The organism is Cellulomonas sp. HZM (genome assembly GCF_000708885.1).
Classification (GTDB): Bacteria; Actinomycetota; Actinomycetes; order Actinomycetales; family Cellulomonadaceae; genus Cellulomonas.
In genome coordinates, this window is sequence record NZ_JEOE01000001.1 from 141,945 (window position 1) to 157,713 (window position 15,769).

Here is a 15,769-nt window from a genome sequence, read left to right on the forward strand (position 1 = left end):
CCTCGGTCAGGCCGGGGCGACCTCGTCGATCCGCGCCAGCTGCTCGAGGCTCGGCTCCCACAGGATCGAGGCCACGTTCTCGCGCAGCTGCTCCGGCGTGCGCGCACCCGCGATGACGGTGGACACGGCCGGCTGAGCGGCCAACGCGCCGAGCGCGAGCGTCGCGAGGCTCACGCCCCACTCGTCAGCGAGCGCCGCCAGCGCCTCGATGCGATCGAAGTCTGCCGTCGCGAGGCGGGCGGGAAGGCGCGTGAGGCGGGTCCCGTCCGGGGCGTCCTGCCCACGCCGGTACTTGCCCGTCAGGAGACCCGAGGCGAGCGGCACGAACGGGATGATGCCGACGCCGCTGCGCTCCGCGGCGGGGACCAGCTCGGTCTCGGCCGAGCGGTCGAGCAGGTTGTAGCGGTTCTGGGCGGACACGAAGGGCGACAGGCCCTCGCTGCGCGCCGTCCAGTCCGCGTCGACGACCTGCCACGCCGCGAAGTTGGACGATCCGACGTACCGCACCTTCCCTTCGAGCACGAGCTCGTGCAGTGCGCCGAGCGTCTCCTCGAGCGGCGTCAGCGGGTCGGGGGCATGCAGCTGGTACAGGTCGACGTGGTCGGTCCGCAGGCGTCGCAGCGAGCCCTCGACGGCTCGTCGCACGTACCGGCGCGATCCGCGCGCGCCCCAGTCGGGCCCGTTGAGCCCTCCGACGTCCATGCCGAACTTCGTGGCGACCACGACGTCGTCGCGGCGGCCCTCGAGCGCCGCGCCCAGCAGCTCCTCGCTCTGGCCCGCCTCGGAGCCGTACACGTCGGCCGTGTCGAAGAAGGTCACGCCGGCGTCGATCGCGGCGTCGACGAGGGGTCGCACGCCGTCGGGCTCGAGCGTGTGCCCGAAGGTGTTGCAGCCGAGGCCGGCGGTCGAGACGGCGAGGCCGCTGTCACCGAGGCGGCGGAAGGTCATGTCGGGCAGGTTCGTGGGCAGTGTCACAGCCACGACCCTAAGCCTGCGCGTGTCTCCCGACGTGCGTTCACAAACGCTTCACGCCAGGCTGGAACACTGGAACAGGTGCCACCGTTGACATCGGTGGCAGAACAACCGCTCGACGGCCGAGACCCGGCACGCGAGACCCGGCACGGAGGTCCCCACGATGGCAAACAGGTCCCTGCGCGGCATGCGCATCGGGTCCCAGAGCATGGAGTCCGAGGACGGCGTCGACTTCGCCCCTCGCCTCCAGGCGCACTACGACTGCCCCAACGGGCACACGATCATCCTGCCGTTCTCGGTCGAGGCCGACGTCCCGGTGACGTGGGAGTGCCGCTGCGGCGCCGAGGCGCTGCTGCGTGATGCGTCCAAGCCCGAGGCGAAGACCGGCAAGCCCCCGCGCACGCATTGGGACATGCTGCTCGAGCGCCGCACCATCGGTGAGCTCGAGGAGCTCCTCGACGAGCGGCTCGACCTGCTTCGCTCGGGCAAGCTGCGCCGCAGCGCCTGAGCGGGTGCGAGGCTCAGCCTCGGCCCAGCACCTTCCGGAACGCTCCCGCCAGCTGGCGGGAGCGTTCTGCTGTCCCCCACCGCGTCACGGCGACGAGCGCCTCCACGACGATGCGCCGGCTCATCTTGGATGCGCCCGCGGTCCGCTCGACGAACGTGATGGGTACCTCGACGACTCGGGCCCCCGCCTGGACGGAGCGCCACGCCATGTCGACCTGGAAGCAGTAGCCCTGCGACCGGATCTCGTCGAGCGGCAGGCGTGCTAGCAGGTCGGCGCGGTAGGCGCGGAACCCGCCCGTCGCGTCGCCCAGCGGCATGCCGAGCATGATCCGCGTGTACGTGTTGGCGCCGCGTGACAGGACCTCCCGGTGCAGCGGCCAGTTCACGACCTTCCCGCCCGGGACCCAACGCGACCCGAGCGACAGGTCGTGGCCGTCGAGCGCGGCGAGCACCGCCGGAAGGTCCTCGGCACGGTGCGAGCCGTCGGCGTCCATCTCGCACACGACGTCGTACCCGCGCTCGAGCGCCCAGCGGAACCCCGCGACGTACGCCGTGCCGAGCCCCTGCTTGCCGCTGCGGTGCAGCACGTGGATCTCGCGCGGAGCGGTGTCGTCGGCCGCGATCTTCTCGACGAGCGCGCCCGTGCCGTCCGGCGAGCCGTCGTCGACGACGAGGACGTGCGCGTCGGGAACGTTCGTGGCCAGCCGTGCCAGGGCGCCCGGGATCGACTCGCGCTCGTTGTAGGTGGGCACGATGACGAGCGTGGTCACGCGGCGACCCCCCGCGCCTCGCGGCGCACGCGCGCGGCCCCGAACGCCCCGGCGACGACCGTCACCGCGGCGAGCGCCTCCACGAGGCGCGCGGGCCACGCGCCGAGCCGGGTGGCCGGCGTCAGCGACTGCCGCAGCGCGAGGTTGGCGACGAGCTGGTCGGCCGTGAACAGACCGGTCCGCTGCGACACGGCACCGTTGGGGGCGATCACGGCGCTGACGCCGACCGTCGAGATCTGGACCGTCGCCCGACCGTGCTCGATCGCGCGCATGCGCGACATCGCGAGCTGCTGCGTCGACTCGTCCGAATGCCCGAACGTCGCGTTGTTCGTCTGCACCACCAGCACCTCTCCCCCGGCGCGCACGGCGTCGCGCACGAGAGCGTCGTAGGCGACCTCGAAGCAGATGACGTCGCCGATACCCACGGTCCGACCGAGCCGCGGCGAGTCGAGCGGCACGTAGCCGGGGCGGTCACCAGGGATCATGTCACGGGTCACGAGGTCGACGTCCTTCGAGAACAGCCGCGCGACGGGCCGCATCGGGATGTACTCCGCGAAGGGCGCCGGGTGCTGCTTGGTGTAGGTCGCGACGACGCCTTGTCCCGGCTCCCACAAGACTGCGGTGTTGTACCGCCCTCCTGTCGGTGGGTACTGGACCGTCCCGACGAGCATCGGCGCCCCGACCGCCGTCGCGGCGGTGTCGATCGCCTTCGCGGCTGCCTCGTCGACCTGGGGGTCGATGTCCGTGCCGTTCTCGGGCCACAGCACGAGGTCCAGGTCGCCCTGGTCCACCTGGTCGAGCAGCGCATAGGTGCCCTCGACGTGGTTGTGCAGCACCGCGGCACGCTGGCCGAACGCGTCGAGGCCCTGACCGGGGACGTTCCCCTGCACGGCTCCCACGCGTAGCGTGCCGTCCTCGGGAAGCGTCCCGAGGGGCACCGCGAGGCCGAGCAGGACGACGACCAGGGCGAGCCCGAGAGCGGCCGCGGTGCGCAGCGCCGCGACCCTGCGCGCGAGCACGAACGAGCGCGCCAGCAGCACCCCGACGGCCACGACGAGACCGCTGACGAGCGGTGTACCGGCCCACGACGCGAACGGCGCGAGCGGTGAGTCGGCCTGCGAGAACGCGAGCCTGCCCCAGGGGAAGCCGCCGAACGGCCACGCGGACCGCAGCTCCTCCACGGCGACCCAGAGCAGCGTGAACACGACGACCTGCAGGCCGCCGGACCGCCACACGGCCTCGCCGCGGCGCGCCCAGCTCCATGCCGCGCCGAAGGCCGCGACCATCCCGGCCTCGGCGGCGCTCAACGCGATCCACGGCACGGGCCCCACGGCGTCGTACGCCCACGTGATCAAGGGCAGGAAGAAGGCGAGCCCGAACACGAGCCCGACGAGCGCGTTCCAGCGTGCCGAGTCGCGCCGCAGCGCGAGGTACAGCAGCGCGATGCCGACGAACGCCGCCCCCCACCAGCCGGGGGCAGGGAACGCCAGCCGCGTCAGGTAGCCGCCGACCGCCGCCAGGACAAGGGTCCACCAGCGGGACGGTCGGGACGCGGGCACCGCGTCAGGCTACGGCACCAGGCGGTGTGCTCCGGGCGAGCCCTCCCACCCGGGCCGACCGACCGGCCCGCGCGTCCTTCGTACCGGCACATGCGTCGCACGGCCGTTGTCTACTGAACGCGCGGGCCCGGTCGGAGCCCCATGGATCCACCGCCGTCGTCCCGGTCCGGGACCACCCGTAGACGTCGTTGTCGCGAGGTCTGCGGTGGTGGGTCACAGGGAAACCTACCGACATCGCGACGACTGTCAAGGCCGTGTCGCCGCAGGTCACGGGCCTTGTCGCAGGTCACGGCGTCCGGTCTGGGGGGATCTGTCCCACGAGTTGCGGCGTGTCGTCGCGCGTGTCGCGACGCCGTCCGCGCGTGCCCGCGGTACAGGCCGCGAGGTTCACTCGTTCGGCCGACGGGCGCGGTGCGGTCAGCCGAGTGCGTCGTGCAGCACGACCCCGGCACGCACCGTGCGCAGGCACCGGGGCGGCACCGCGCCGGGTGACAGATCGGGCAGCAACGGCGTACCCGCCTGGGCATCGGGGCTCCACGCGGACAGCCTGCCGTCCGGCGCCTGCACGACGAGCTCGTCGGCCTCCCACACGGCGAGATGAGCCGGCTGCCCGACGCGGAGCTCACCCACGCCGTCGTGCCCCGCCAGCCGCCACCCGCCGCGGGTGTGAGCACGCAGCGCGGCGCGCGCACTGATGCGCTGCTCGGGAGCGTGATGGAACGCCGCGGCGCGGACCGCGGCCCACGGGTCGAGCGCGGTGACGGGTGCGTCGGACCCGAATGCCAGCGGGACGCCGGCTCCCGCGAGGTCGGCCAGCGGGTTCAGCGCATCGGCGCGACCCGCGCCGAGCCGGGCGGCGTACATCCCCCCGACGTGCCCCCAGCGCGCGTCGAACGCGGGCTGCACGCTGAGCCGCACACCGAGGAGCACCAGCGCGGCCAGCGTCGGGGCGTCGACCATCTCCGCGTGCTCGAGGCGCACACCCGTACGCGCGAGCGCGGCGGCCCCTTCGACGTCCTGCGCGGCGCGCAGACCCACGAGCACCTCGTCCATCGCACGGTCGCCGATGACGTGGAAGCCGCTCTGCAGCCCGGCCCTCGACACCGCGGTGAGATGGTTCGCGATCTGCTCGGCCGCGAGGTACAGCACACCGTCGGTCTCTCGGGCATCCGCGTACGGCGCCCGCAGCGCCGCGGTGCGCGAGCCGAGCGCGCCGTCCACGTTGAGGTCACCGCCGATGCCGGTCAGGCCCGGGATCGCGGCCAGCACCGCGCGCGCGTCGTCGACCGTGACGCACAGCTCGCCGCGGTAGCCCACGACGAACGGGAGGGCCGAGCTCGCGTCGGCCGTGCTCGTCAGGAGCTCCAGCAGTCCCTCGCGCGTGTCGATCGAGGGCGCGCTGTGCTCGTGCACCGAGACCACGCCCTGAGCCGCCGCGTGCCGCAGCGCTCGCTCGTACAGCGCGGTGCGCCGCCCAGGAGCGACGTCGCGCGCCGCCGCACGGGCCACGTGGTGCGCGTCGCGCTCGACGCGGCCGTCGTCCGACCACCCGGGCGCCCGGTCGGCTCCCGTGCTCGTCGCGAGGGCGCTCGAGACCACGGCCGAGTGCACGTCGACGCGCGCGAGGTAGACGGGCGCCCCACCGGCGGCGGCGTCCAGCTCGTGACGCGTCGGCGGCCGTCCCTCCGGCCACTGCGTCTCGTCCCAGCCGAACCCGAGCACCGGTCCGTCGCCCCGCGTCGCGGCGGCCCGGGCGACCGCTGCGAGGGCGTCGGCGAGAGACCGGACACCGGCGTCGGGGCCGAGGTCGACGCTCTCGAGGGCCAGCCCGGTCTCGAGGACGTGCACGTGCGCGTCGACGAACCCGGGTGTGACGAGCGCGCCGTCGAGGTCGACGACCTCGTCGGCGCGCGACGCGAAGCCGTCGGCCGTGTCGTCGGCGCCGAGCCACGCGACGACACCGTCCTCGACCAGGACCGCCTCTGCGAACGGGTCGGCCGACGAGTGCACGACTCCGTGCCGGTACAGGGTGGAGCTCACCGCGACACCCTACGGCCCGCGCCGCGGACCGGAGCACGCGGGCTCAGACCGACGAGTACGCGACGACCCCGCGTCGGAGCGCGTCGACCGCCTGAGCGGCGACGGTGCGCGTGCGGGGCAGGGGCGCCGCCTGGTGCAGCTGGTCGAGCACGTCGATCACCTGCTTGCACCAGCGCACGAAGTCGCCGGCCGAGAGCTCGGAACCGCGCAGGACGGCCTCGAGACTGCGGCCGCTCGCCCACCGGTGCACCGCCTCGACGAGGCCGAGGTCGAGCGGCGTGGTCGCCTCGATGCCGTGCCGGCCCTCGAGGTCGTCGAGCAGCGACCACTCGCGCACGGTCGCGTCGAGGGCTCGCCCCAGCCGGCCCGCGGGACCGCCCGGGACACGCGGCTCGGCGTTCTCGTCGCGCCGCGACCGGAACACGATCGTCGACACGACCGCGGCCAGCCCCGCGGCGTCGAGCTCGTCCCACGCGCCGGACCGCAGGCACTGGGCCAGGAGGAGGTCGTCCTCCGCGTACAGGCGACGCAGCCACCTCCCGGACTCGGTCACGACGAGCGTGCCGTCCGGCGCACCGAGGTACCCGAGCTCCCCGAGCACGTCGCAGATCCGGTCGAAGACCGCGGCGATCGATCCCGTACGACCGGCGATGCGACCGACGAGCGCCTGGTGCTCGGTGGCGAGCCGCTCGTGGCGCTGCGCCCAGCGGGCGTGCTCGTCGCGGTCCGGGCACCGGTGGCACGGGTGCTGGCGCAGCCTGCGCCTCAGCTCGGCGAGCCGCTCGTCGTCCTGCGCGGCCGCGCGCTGCAGACCCTTGCGCTGCCGACCGGCGGGTCTCATCCCGTCGACCTCCGCCCGCAGGAGCGCCGCGAGGTCGCGTCGCGCGGCGGGCACGCGTGCGTTGAAGCCGCCGGGCAACCGGAGACGGCCCACGGTGCGCGCGCCGGTGCCCACGTCCGAGACCGTCAGGTGCCGCACCTGACGGTCGGTCGTCAGCACCGTGGGACGCGGGCCCTCGAACCCGGGTCGCCCGCCGGGGTCGAGGACGACGACGTGGCTCGCGCGCCGCCCGAGCGGCACCTCGAGGACGTCACCTACCCGCAGGCCCTCGAGCGTGCGGGCCACCTCTGCCCTGCGCGCCCCGGACGCCGCGCGCGACAGCTCTCGCTCGCGCGCGGTGATCTCCCGCCGGATCCCCATGTACTCAGCGAAGTCGCCGAGGTGGCAGCGCATGGCCTGCTCGTAGCCGTCGAGTGCCTCGGTGTGCGCCTGAGCCTGGCGCGCGAGGCCGACGACCCCCCGGTCCGCCTGGAACTGCGCGAACGACGTCTCGAGGACCTCGCGCGCGCGTTCGCGGCCGACCTGAGCCACGAGGTTGACCGCCATGTTGTACGTGGGCCGGAAGCTCGAGCGCAGCGGGTAGAGCCTGCGCGAGGCCAGGCCCGCGAGCTGCACGGGGTCGAGGCCCGGGTGCGCGACGACGACCGCGTGCCCCTCCGTGTCGATCCCTCGGCGGCCCGCCCGTCCGGTGAGCTGCGTGTACTCCCCCGGCGTCACGTCGACGTGGCTCGAGCCGTCCCACTTCACGAGCTTCTCGAGCACGACCGAGCGCGCGGGCATGTTGATGCCGAGCGCGAGCGTCTCGGTCGCGAACACCACCTTGACGAGCCCGCGCGAGAACAGCTCCTCGACCGTCTCCTTGAACAGCGGCAGCATGCCTGCGTGGTGGGAGGCCACGCCACGCGTGAGCGCCTCCGCGAGCTCCCAGTACCCCAGCACGTCGAGGTCCTCGGGAGGGATCGCAGCCGAACGCTCCTCGACGACGAGGCGGATCTGCGCCTGCTCGGCGGGTGACGTGAGTCGCACCCCCGCGGCCAGGCACTGCTGCACGGCGGCGTCGCACCCGGCGCGGGAGAAGATGAAGACGATCGCGGGCAGCAGCTCCTCGCGATCCAGCACGTCGACGACCGCGAACCGCGGCGTGGGCCGTGCGCCCCCGCGTGGCGCGCCCGGACGTGCTCCCCCGCGTCCGCGGTAGCCGCGATCCCCCGGTCCGCGACGGTCGTCGGGCATCCTGCGGCGCAGCAGGGCCTGCAGGTCGGGGTTGATGGGCGGGTCGACGCCGGGGTCGGTCGGGTCGACGTGGCCCGCGTACAGCTCGAGGAGCTCGTCGCGCACGAGCACGTGCTGCCCGAGCGGCACGGGGCGGTGCTCGGAGACGACCACCTCGGTGTCGCCGCGCACGGTCGCGAGCCAGTCGCCGAACTCCTCGGCGTTCGACACGGTCGCGGAGAGAGAGACCAGCTGCACGTCGTCGGGCAGGTGGATGATCACCTCCTCCCACACGGGGCCGCGGAACCGGTCCGCGAGGTAGTGCACCTCGTCCATCACGACGAAGCCGAGCCCGACGAGCGCGCCCGAACCGGCGTAGAGCATGTTGCGCAGCACCTCGGTGGTCATGACCACCACGGGTGCGTCGCCGTTGATCGTCGTGTCGCCCGTGAGCAGGCCGACCTGGTCGGGGCCGTACCGCCGTACGAGGTCGCCGAACTTCTGGTTCGAGAGCGCCTTGATGGGCGTCGTGTAGAAGGCCTTGCGCCCTCCGGCCAGCGCGAGGTGCACGGCGAACTCGCCGACCACGGTCTTGCCCGCCCCCGTGGGCGCTGCGACCAGGACGCCGCTGCCGCGCTCGAGCGCCGCGCACGCGTCGACCTGGAACTCGTCGAGCGGGAACGACAGCAGGTCACGGAACCTGCCGAGCTCCCCGTGCTGCGCGGCACCGCGACGGCGGGTCGCGGCGTAACGCTCGGCGGGGCTCGCGTCGTCGGGGTCCGAACCGGCAGCGCCTGCACGGGCAGTGCCCGAACCGTCGGTGCGCACTGCGCCGGGACGGTTCACGGACGAGGACGTACGGGCCGAGGACGTGGTCCGGTGACGGTGGCGGGACGGCACACGACCACCCTAGGCACGCGCCGGGCCGAACCACGCCAGGTCGACCCCCACGAGCTCCGGCGCGGCGGCACGACGGCGTGCCGGCGACCGGATCAGCAGAGCACCCGGAGCGCTCCCGGCACCACCTCGGCGCGCAGCGGGAGCGGCCCGATCCGCTCGCCGTCGGCGAACGCCGGCGGCGGCGTCGGGCCGAGCTCGGAGACGGGCTCGATGAGCACGGACCGGCTGCGCAGCACTTGGACCTGGGGGTGGCCCACGTGACCGCCCCGGTAGATGGACGGGAAGATCCGCACCACGCCCGGCTTGGTGAAAGGCCCCGCGACCACGACGTCGAGGAGCCCGTCGTCGACGACCGCGTCGGGCGCGATATTGAGCCCCCCGCCGATCCACGGGACGTTCGCCACCGCGACGAGCGTCCCGGGCTGCTCCCAGACCTGGTCGTCGAGCGTGACGCGGTACCCGTACGGGCGGAACGCCGCGAGGGCCGGGATCAGAGCCCGGACGTAGCGCGCGGACCCGCGGGGCCAGCGCAGCTCGTTGGCGCGCGCGTTGACGTCGGCGTCGATGCCGCAGGACAGCGCTCCCGCGAACCACTCGTGCGCCGCGAGGCCCGGTGCCCCGGTCCGCACTGCGTCCACAGGGCGGGCACCGGCGTCGAGCCCGTGCTCGACGGCGGCGACCGCACGGTCCACGTCCTTGGGCAGCCCGAACGCGCGCGCGATGTCGTTGCCCGTGCCCGCGGGCACGATGCCGAGGCCCAGCCCCGTACCCGCGACGACGTTGACCCCGAGGTGCACCATGCCGTCGCCGCCCACGACGACGAGCCCGTCGAGACCCTCGAGCGCGGCGGCCCGTGCGCGGTCCGTCGCCTGGGCGAGCGTCGCGGCGGACAGGTCGACGACGGCGTGCCCGCGCCGGCGCAGCACGTCGTGCACGCGCGCGCCGATCCGCGCGCCGCGCCCCTTGCCCGCTGTCGGGTTGACGACGAGACCGAGCGTCATACGTCCACCACCCGCTCGCCTCGTGCCGCACGGCGGTCGTGGAGCAGGCCGATGCCGAGCGCGATGAAGTACAGCGCGCACACCGGGAGCGCCAGCAGCATCATGGACAGGATGTCCGGCGTGGGCGTCATCACCGCCGCGAACGTGAACGAGAGCAGCACAGCCCAGCGCCACCCGCGCGCCCACGTCGACGCGCGCACGACGCCGCCCAGCGTGAGCGCGACCATGATCGCGGGCAGCAGGAACGCGAGCCCGAAGGCGAGCACGAAGCGCATCACGAAGCTCAGGTACGTCTGCGCGTCGATGAGGTTGGTCGCGCCATCAGGCGTGAACTCCGTGAGCACGCGCACGGCGTTCGGCAGCATGGCCGCGGCGAACGCCGCACCGCCGAGGAACAGCGGGACCGCCGCGGCGAGGAAGCCGTAGACCCGCACGCGCTCCTTGTGCGTCAGCCCCGGGTTGATGAACGCCCAGAGCTGGTAGATCCACCACGGGCTCGACACGATGAGACCGATGAAGAACGCGACCTTGACCTTCATGTCGACCGCGGTCGCGAGGCCCGCGAAGTTGATCGAGACGACCGTGTCCCGCTCCTGCGCGACCTGCAGGATCGGGCGCTGCAACGCCTCGAAGACCGGGTCGTAGAAGATCCAGCCGACGACGGCGCCCACGAGGATGCCGAGCGAGGCGAGGACGACGCGACGACGTAGCTCCACGAGATGGGCGCGCAGCGGCATCCGGCCGTCGCGCGGTCGGCGCGGTGTGCTCACCCTGGGTTCAGGCGGACGGTGCGGCGGGGCCGCCGGTCTCGGGCGTGGCCGGGGTGCTCGGTGCCGCGCCGGGCGCCGGGTTCAGCGGCGACGTCGTGCTCTGGACCGTGTTGGTGGCGGTGACGTCCGGTGCCGCGACCCCGCCCGGACCGGTCGTCGGCGCCGGCTTCTCGTCGGGCTCGTTCATCGTCTTCATCTCGTTCTTGAAGACCTTCATGGACTGACCGACGCTCTTGGCCACGTCGGGCAGACGCTTGTAGCCGAACAGCACCACGATCAGGAGCAGCAGGAACACGAGGGTCGCCGGGTGGCTCAGGATTCTCACGGGCGTCGCTCCTCGCTTGCGGTGTCGTGCCGCGCAGTACGCAGCACCTCCGATCGTAACGCTCCGCGGGCGCGGGTCCGGCCTACCGGCGTGCGCTCAGCCCCAGTACGCGCGCCAGGACCGCGCCGTCGCCGCGTTCCGCTCGGCCCGCTCGGCACGCCGATCCCCCGCCGCTGCGCGCAGCTCGCGCACACGTTCACGCAGCTCGTCGGGATCCGCGAGCAGGGTCGGCCCCGTCGACGGACGCTCGGCGACCCGCTGCAGCTCGTCGACCTGGTCGGCGAGGCGCGACGCGACGTCCGCGGCCGTGCCGAGCGCGCGACCGAGCGCGACGGCCTGACGCCACAGGCGGCGCCCGACCCAGAACAGGAACGCGCACGCCCCCAGCACCAGGACCGTCCACACGAGGAACCAGATCACGACGCCAGCTCCTCGTACGCCCGCAGTGCTGCCCGCGCGGCCTGCGCGGCATCGCGCGCGACGGAGCTCGGACGCACCTCGAGCACCGCGCCCGCGACCTGCAGCACGAGGTGCTGCAGCCAGGCCGGGTTCACGACGCGCAGGTCCACCTCGAACGACCCGTCGTCGAGGTTGCGGACCTCGTCGACCGGGGTCACCTCGGCCACCCACCGCGCGCGGCTCGCGAGCCGGAGCGTGACGAGCTCGCCGTCGGTGCCGGGCGCGAACGTCCCGGCTCCCTCCGCGACGTCGTGCTCCTCCGCGCTCTCGTCGAGGAGCGTCGCGTCGAGCACGCGGTCGACGCGGAACAGCCGCTCCCCGTCCACGGCCCGGCACCACGCGAGCAGGTACGAGTGCTCGTCGTCCGTGACGAGGCGGATCGGGTCGACGTCGCGCTCGCTCGCGACGTCCGCGGCGTCCACATACCGCAGGTGGAGCCGGCGGCCCAGCCGCAGCGCGCGCGCGACGGCGGACTGCACGTGCGGCGCGCCGGTGCGGGCGAGCACGACGTCCACCGCACCCGCGGCCGCGTCCCCCGTCGCGGCCGTGAGCTTCGCGAGCGCCGAGCGCAGCACTGCCGAGCGCTCCTCGTCGAGAGCCGGGCCGAGCGCGTCGTCGAGCGCCCGCAGCGCCGCGACCAGCGACACCGCCTCGCGAGCCCCGAGACGCAGCGGGCGCGTCATCCCGCGGGACTCCGTGAGCCGCACGACGCCCTGCTCGTAGGAGGACGCGTCGAAGTCGATCAGGTCGTACGGGAGGTAGCCCGGCGTGCCGGTGACCCAGAGCAGCTCGACGTCCTGCATCACCTGGGCCGCCGAGACGCCGAACTGGTCGGCGAGCTCCCCCACCGGAACGCCCTCGTGCCGGTCGAGGTACGCGATCATCCCCAGCATCCGCAGGAGGCGGTCCGGTGCGCGGTCAGCCACGTGACACCTCCGCCGCCTCCACGTCGTGCGCGGTGCCACCGTCGTCGTCGAGCGCGGCGGCGCGCCGGAGCAGCGAGAGCACCGCCTCACGGACGGGGGTCGGTTCGAGCACGAGCACGGCGTCGCCGTAGCCCACGACCTCCTCGGCCAGCTCCCAGTCGGCCCGGAACGGCACGCGCAGCACGTCGCGCCCCGCGACGGTCGGCCTCGGTCCGTCGACGTCGCGCGCACGCAGCGCCGAGGCCCGATCGGGAAGGACCGCGAGCGTCGCGACGCCGCGCGTGCCGCTGTCCCACGACGAGAGCGCGTCGGCCAGCTCTTCGGGGGTCGGGGTCTCGAACGCCCCCGCCGGCCCGACGGTGCGCACGGACCCCTCGATGCGGCTCAGGCGGAACGACCGCGTCGCTCCCCGGTCCCGGTCGCGGGCCACCAGTACCCAGCCACCGCGCCGCGCGAGCAGCTTCCACGGTTCGACGACGCGCTCACGCACCTCGCCCGTCGTGGCTGCGCGGTAGGTGAACCGCACCGCCTGGCGCGCCTGGACCGCGTCCACGAGCGGTGCGAAAGCACCCCCTCCGTCGCGCACGCGCGGCGAGAGCCCCGCGACGAGATCGGTGGACCCCGGCGCCTGGCCGACGGCGCGCAGCTTGGTCAGGGCGCGCGTCGAGTCGGCGCGCAACGACCGGTCCTGCCACAGCTCGGCCGCCATCGTCAGCACGCCCAGCTCGGCCGCGGTGAGGTCGATCGGCGCGAGCGCGTAGGTGTCGAGGTCGATCCGGTAGCCGAAGTCGTCGCCGTGACCCGCGTCCGTGATCGTCAGGACCGGGACGCCGAGCTCGCGGAGCATGTCCTTGTCCCGCTCGAACATCCGCTCGAACGACTCGTCGGACGGTGCGTCGCCGTACCCGGCGACGGTCGAGCGCACCTGCTCCTTGGTCATGCGCACCGGGGTGTTCACGAGTGCGATGACGAGGTTGAGCAGGCGCTCTGCGGCAGCGGGGGACGTGGCCATCGGGACCACCGTAGTGGCCGGTAGCGTGGTCGCGTGATCACGTGGCGCTCGGGTGTCGTCCAGTCCGTCGGAACGCAGTGGCCCGGAGCGGTGGAGCTCCAGGTCGCGCTCGACGAGCCGTGGGCCGATCCGACGATCCCCGCACGCGTCAAGGCGCTCGCCTACCCGCTTCTCGTCGGCTCCCCCGCCGTCGGGGACCGCCTCCTGCTCAACGTCTCGGCGCTCGCACGCGGACTCGGGACGGGCGGGTACGCGCTCGTCGTGGCGCCCGCGAACGGCCTTCCCGCCGACGTCCCGGCCGGCCCGGGTCACCTCGTCAAGGCGCGGTACACGCCGCTGCAGGCCATGGTGCTGGGCGTCGACGACCAGGAGTCTGAGCACCACGACACCCTGCGCGACGCCGACGACCTGGACGGCATGCCGGTGGTCGTCGCGGACCTGCACTCGGCCGTGCCGGCCGTCGTCGCCGGTGCGCGGCACGCCGCCGCACGTGCGGGACGGCCCGTGCCGCGCGTCGCCTACGTCATGACCGACGGGGGCGCGCTGCCCGCCTGGTTCTCGCGCGCGGTGGCGGGTCTGCGCGAGGCGGGCTGGATCGACGCGTGCATCACGACGGGCCAGGCGTTCGGGGGCGACCTCGAGGCGGTCACCGTGCACACCGGCCTGCTCGCGGCACGGCACGTCGCGGGGGCGGACCTCGCCGTCGTCGCGCAGGGCCCGGGGAACCTCGGCACCGGCACGCGTTGGGGCTTCTCGGGCGTCGCCGCAGGTGAGGCGGTCAACGCGACGTCCGTGCTGGGGGGCCGCCCCGTCGCCTCGCTGCGCGTGTCGGGAGCCGACGAGCGCTCACGGCACGTGGGCGTCTCGCACCACTCGCTCACCGCCTACGGCCGGGTCGCGATGCGCTCGGCCGACGTCCCCGTACCGGTGCTCGCCGGAGACCTCGCGGACCTCGGGGCCCAGGTCGCCGCGCAGGCAGAAGAGCTCTCGCCCCTGCACAGGCTCGTGCCCGTCGAGGCGGGCTCGGACCTGCGCGCGGCCCTGGCCTCGTCGCCCGTGCGCCTCTCGACGATGGGCCGTGGCCTCGACCAGGACCCTGCCTCGTTCCTCGCCGCGGGGGTCGCAGGCGTCCACGCGGTGCGGCTCCTCGACTGAGCGCGGGCCCGAGCCGCTCAGTCGTCGCGCGGCGTCGCCGTGAACCGTGCGACGAGCGTCGAGAGCCGCTGCGCCTCGTCCTGCGCACGCACGCCGTCGGCGCGCTGCACGCCCATCACGGCGAGCGTGTCTCCGTCGTCGAGGTCGAGCTGCACCCACGGGTTCCCGTGCCCGAAGCGCACCGCGACCACCTGCGCCCACTCGAGCCGCGTCGTGACGAGCAGGTTGCGCACCACCAGGCCGTCCTCCGACGGCACGGCGCTGACGGTCGCCTGCCGCCACAGGAACCAGACGATGAGCCCCGCGACCAGGACGAAGCCCAGGCGGTCCCCCGCCGTCAGGTCCGGGACCGCGAGCAGCAGCGCCACGGTGCCGAGGACGACGACCACGGCGAGCGCGAGCGTGACGAACCGCGCGAGGCGCGGCCGGAAGGCGGCCAGCGAGGGCTCGGTCACCGGACGGTCACAGCCGGCAGGCGTGGATCTGCGTGACGAGGATCGCACGGGCGCCCACGTCGTACAGCGCGTCCATGACGCGGTTGGTGTCGGCGCGGCGCACCATCGCGCGGACCGCGGACCAGTCGCCGTTGTGCAACGGGGACACCGTCGGGGACTCGAGGCCCGGCGTGATCGCGACCGCCTGCGTCACGAGCTCGGTCGGCACGTCGTAGTCCATCAGCACGTACTGCTGCGCGGTGAGCACACCCTGCAGGCGGCGCGTCAGCACCTCGAGGCCCGCGGGCGAGCCGACGTCGGAGCGGCGCACGAGCACCGCCTCCGAGCGCAGGATCGGGTCACCGAAGATCTCGAGGCCGGCCGCACGCAGCGTCGTGCCCGTCTCCACGACGTCCGCGATCACGTCCGCGACGCCCAGGCGGATCGCGGTCTCCACCGCTCCGTCGAGGCGCACGACGTCCGAGGGCTCGACGCCCTGCGACCGCAGGTGGTCGGTCACGAGCACCGGGTAGCTCGACGCGACCCGACGGCCCTGGATCTCCGCGACCGTCGAGATCCCGCCCGCCGTCGAGGCGAAGCGGAACGTCGAGCGGCCGAACCCGAGGGCGAGGTGCTCCACCGCGGCCGAGCCCGAGTCGAGCAGCAGGTCGCGGCCGGTGATCCCGACGTCGACCGTGCCGGCGCCGACGTACACCGCGATGTCGCGCGGGCGCAGGAAGAAGAACTCGACGTCGTTGTCCGGGTCCGGCAGCACGAGCTCACGCGAGTCACGACGCTGCCGGTAGCCGGCCTCCTTGAGGATGGCGGCGGCCGGCTCCGAGAGGGAGCCCTTGTTGGGCACGGCGATGCGCAGCACGTCAGGTCC

Annotated in this window: 15 protein-coding genes; 2 read left to right on the forward strand and 13 right to left on the reverse strand. The window is 73.9% G+C overall.

Translation table 11 applies throughout. From position 1 onward, the window contains the following. Positions 1–6 precede the first annotated feature (6 nt). Entirely contained in the window at positions 7–948 is a 942-nt protein-coding gene (locus AW16_RS0100715; protein WP_029287257.1) for an aldo/keto reductase, read from the reverse strand. 187 nt (positions 949–1,135) lie between these two features. Between AW16_RS0100715 and AW16_RS0100720 the strand changes: the two genes are divergently transcribed. Beyond that, positions 1,136–1,480 carry an RNA polymerase-binding protein RbpA gene (locus AW16_RS0100720; RefSeq protein WP_029287259.1) on the forward strand — a complete coding sequence of 115 codons (345 nt, stop codon included), beginning with the start codon at positions 1,136–1,138 and terminating at the stop codon, positions 1,478–1,480. Positions 1,481–1,493: 13 nt separating this feature from the next. On the opposite strand, the gene AW16_RS0100725 is transcribed toward AW16_RS0100720, so the two are convergent. From AW16_RS0100725 to AW16_RS0100770, 10 genes are all read right to left on the reverse strand, one after another. Then, positions 1,494–2,249 (reverse strand): polyprenol monophosphomannose synthase, encoded by a 756-nt coding sequence (locus AW16_RS0100725; RefSeq protein WP_029287261.1) that lies wholly within the window; start codon positions 2,247–2,249, stop codon positions 1,494–1,496. Then, positions 2,246–3,808, reverse strand: a complete 1,563-nt coding sequence (gene lnt / locus AW16_RS0100730; RefSeq protein WP_029287263.1) for an apolipoprotein N-acyltransferase — start codon at positions 3,806–3,808, stop codon at positions 2,246–2,248. The genes AW16_RS0100725 and lnt overlap by 4 nt, the downstream gene beginning before the upstream one ends. Positions 3,809–4,225: 417 nt before the next feature. Then, the gene (locus AW16_RS0100735; RefSeq protein WP_029287265.1) at positions 4,226–5,848 is read right to left on the reverse strand and encodes an amidohydrolase; all 1,623 of its coding nucleotides are present in this window, start codon (positions 5,846–5,848) and stop codon (positions 4,226–4,228) included. A gap of 43 nt (positions 5,849–5,891) precedes the next feature. Continuing rightward, a complete protein-coding gene (locus AW16_RS0100740) occupies positions 5,892–8,747 on the reverse strand; it encodes an RNA helicase (RefSeq protein ID WP_051681543.1) in 2,856 nt (951 codons plus the stop codon). A gap of 146 nt (positions 8,748–8,893) precedes the next feature. Then, a complete protein-coding gene (locus tag AW16_RS0100745) occupies positions 8,894–9,802 on the reverse strand; it encodes a diacylglycerol kinase family protein (protein WP_029287269.1) in 909 nt (302 codons plus the stop codon). Beyond that, positions 9,799–10,539, reverse strand: a complete 741-nt coding sequence (gene tatC, locus AW16_RS0100750; RefSeq protein WP_034647871.1) for a twin-arginine translocase subunit TatC — start codon at positions 10,537–10,539, stop codon at positions 9,799–9,801. Before tatC ends, AW16_RS0100745 begins: the two co-directional genes overlap by 4 nt. A 40-nt stretch (positions 10,540–10,579) precedes the next feature. After that, complete coding sequence (locus AW16_RS0100755; RefSeq protein ID WP_231495902.1) at positions 10,580–10,897, reverse strand: twin-arginine translocase TatA/TatE family subunit; 318 nt, start codon at positions 10,895–10,897, stop codon at positions 10,580–10,582. A 96-nt stretch (positions 10,898–10,993) separates the two neighbouring features. After that, positions 10,994–11,317: a hypothetical protein gene (locus tag AW16_RS0100760; RefSeq protein WP_029287275.1), complete on the reverse strand. Its 324-nt coding sequence runs from the start codon at positions 11,315–11,317 to the stop codon at positions 10,994–10,996. After that, positions 11,314–12,282, reverse strand: a complete 969-nt coding sequence (locus tag AW16_RS0100765) for a YafY family protein (RefSeq protein ID WP_029287277.1) — start codon at positions 12,280–12,282, stop codon at positions 11,314–11,316. The genes AW16_RS0100760 and AW16_RS0100765 overlap by 4 nt, the downstream gene beginning before the upstream one ends. Then, complete coding sequence (locus AW16_RS0100770) at positions 12,275–13,294, reverse strand: YafY family protein (RefSeq protein WP_051681569.1); 1,020 nt, start codon at positions 13,292–13,294, stop codon at positions 12,275–12,277. Before AW16_RS0100770 ends, AW16_RS0100765 begins: the two co-directional genes overlap by 8 nt. 33 nt (positions 13,295–13,327) lie before the next feature. On the opposite strand from AW16_RS0100770, the gene AW16_RS0100775 reads away from it, so the two are divergent. Further along, entirely contained in the window at positions 13,328–14,449 is a 1,122-nt protein-coding gene (locus tag AW16_RS0100775) for a DUF3866 family protein (protein ID WP_029287281.1), read from the forward strand. A gap of 17 nt (positions 14,450–14,466) precedes the next feature. On the opposite strand, the gene AW16_RS0100780 is transcribed toward AW16_RS0100775, so the two are convergent. After that, on the reverse strand, positions 14,467–14,904 hold the full coding sequence (locus AW16_RS0100780; protein ID WP_029287283.1) for a PH domain-containing protein: 438 nt from the start codon (positions 14,902–14,904) through the stop codon (positions 14,467–14,469). 7 nt (positions 14,905–14,911) lie between these two features. Then, positions 14,912–15,760 (reverse strand): ATP phosphoribosyltransferase, encoded by an 849-nt coding sequence (gene hisG / locus AW16_RS0100785; protein ID WP_029287285.1) that lies wholly within the window; start codon positions 15,758–15,760, stop codon positions 14,912–14,914. Positions 15,761–15,769 lie beyond the last annotated feature (9 nt).

Coding starts and splice junctions, on each gene's coding strand:
- AW16_RS0100715 (WP_029287257.1), bottom strand. CDS start 948: ATGACCTTCCGCCGCCTCGGTGACAGCGGCCTCGCCGTCTCGACCGCC.
- AW16_RS0100720 (WP_029287259.1), top strand. CDS start 1,136: ATGGCAAACAGGTCCCTGCGCGGCATGCGCATCGGGTCCCAGAGCATG.
- AW16_RS0100745 (WP_029287269.1), bottom strand. CDS start 9,802: ATGACGCTCGGTCTCGTCGTCAACCCGACAGCGGGCAAGGGGCGCGGC.
- tatC (WP_034647871.1), bottom strand. CDS start 10,539: ATGCCGCTGCGCGCCCATCTCGTGGAGCTACGTCGTCGCGTCGTCCTC.
- AW16_RS0100770 (WP_051681569.1), bottom strand. CDS start 13,294: ATGGCCACGTCCCCCGCTGCCGCAGAGCGCCTGCTCAACCTCGTCATC.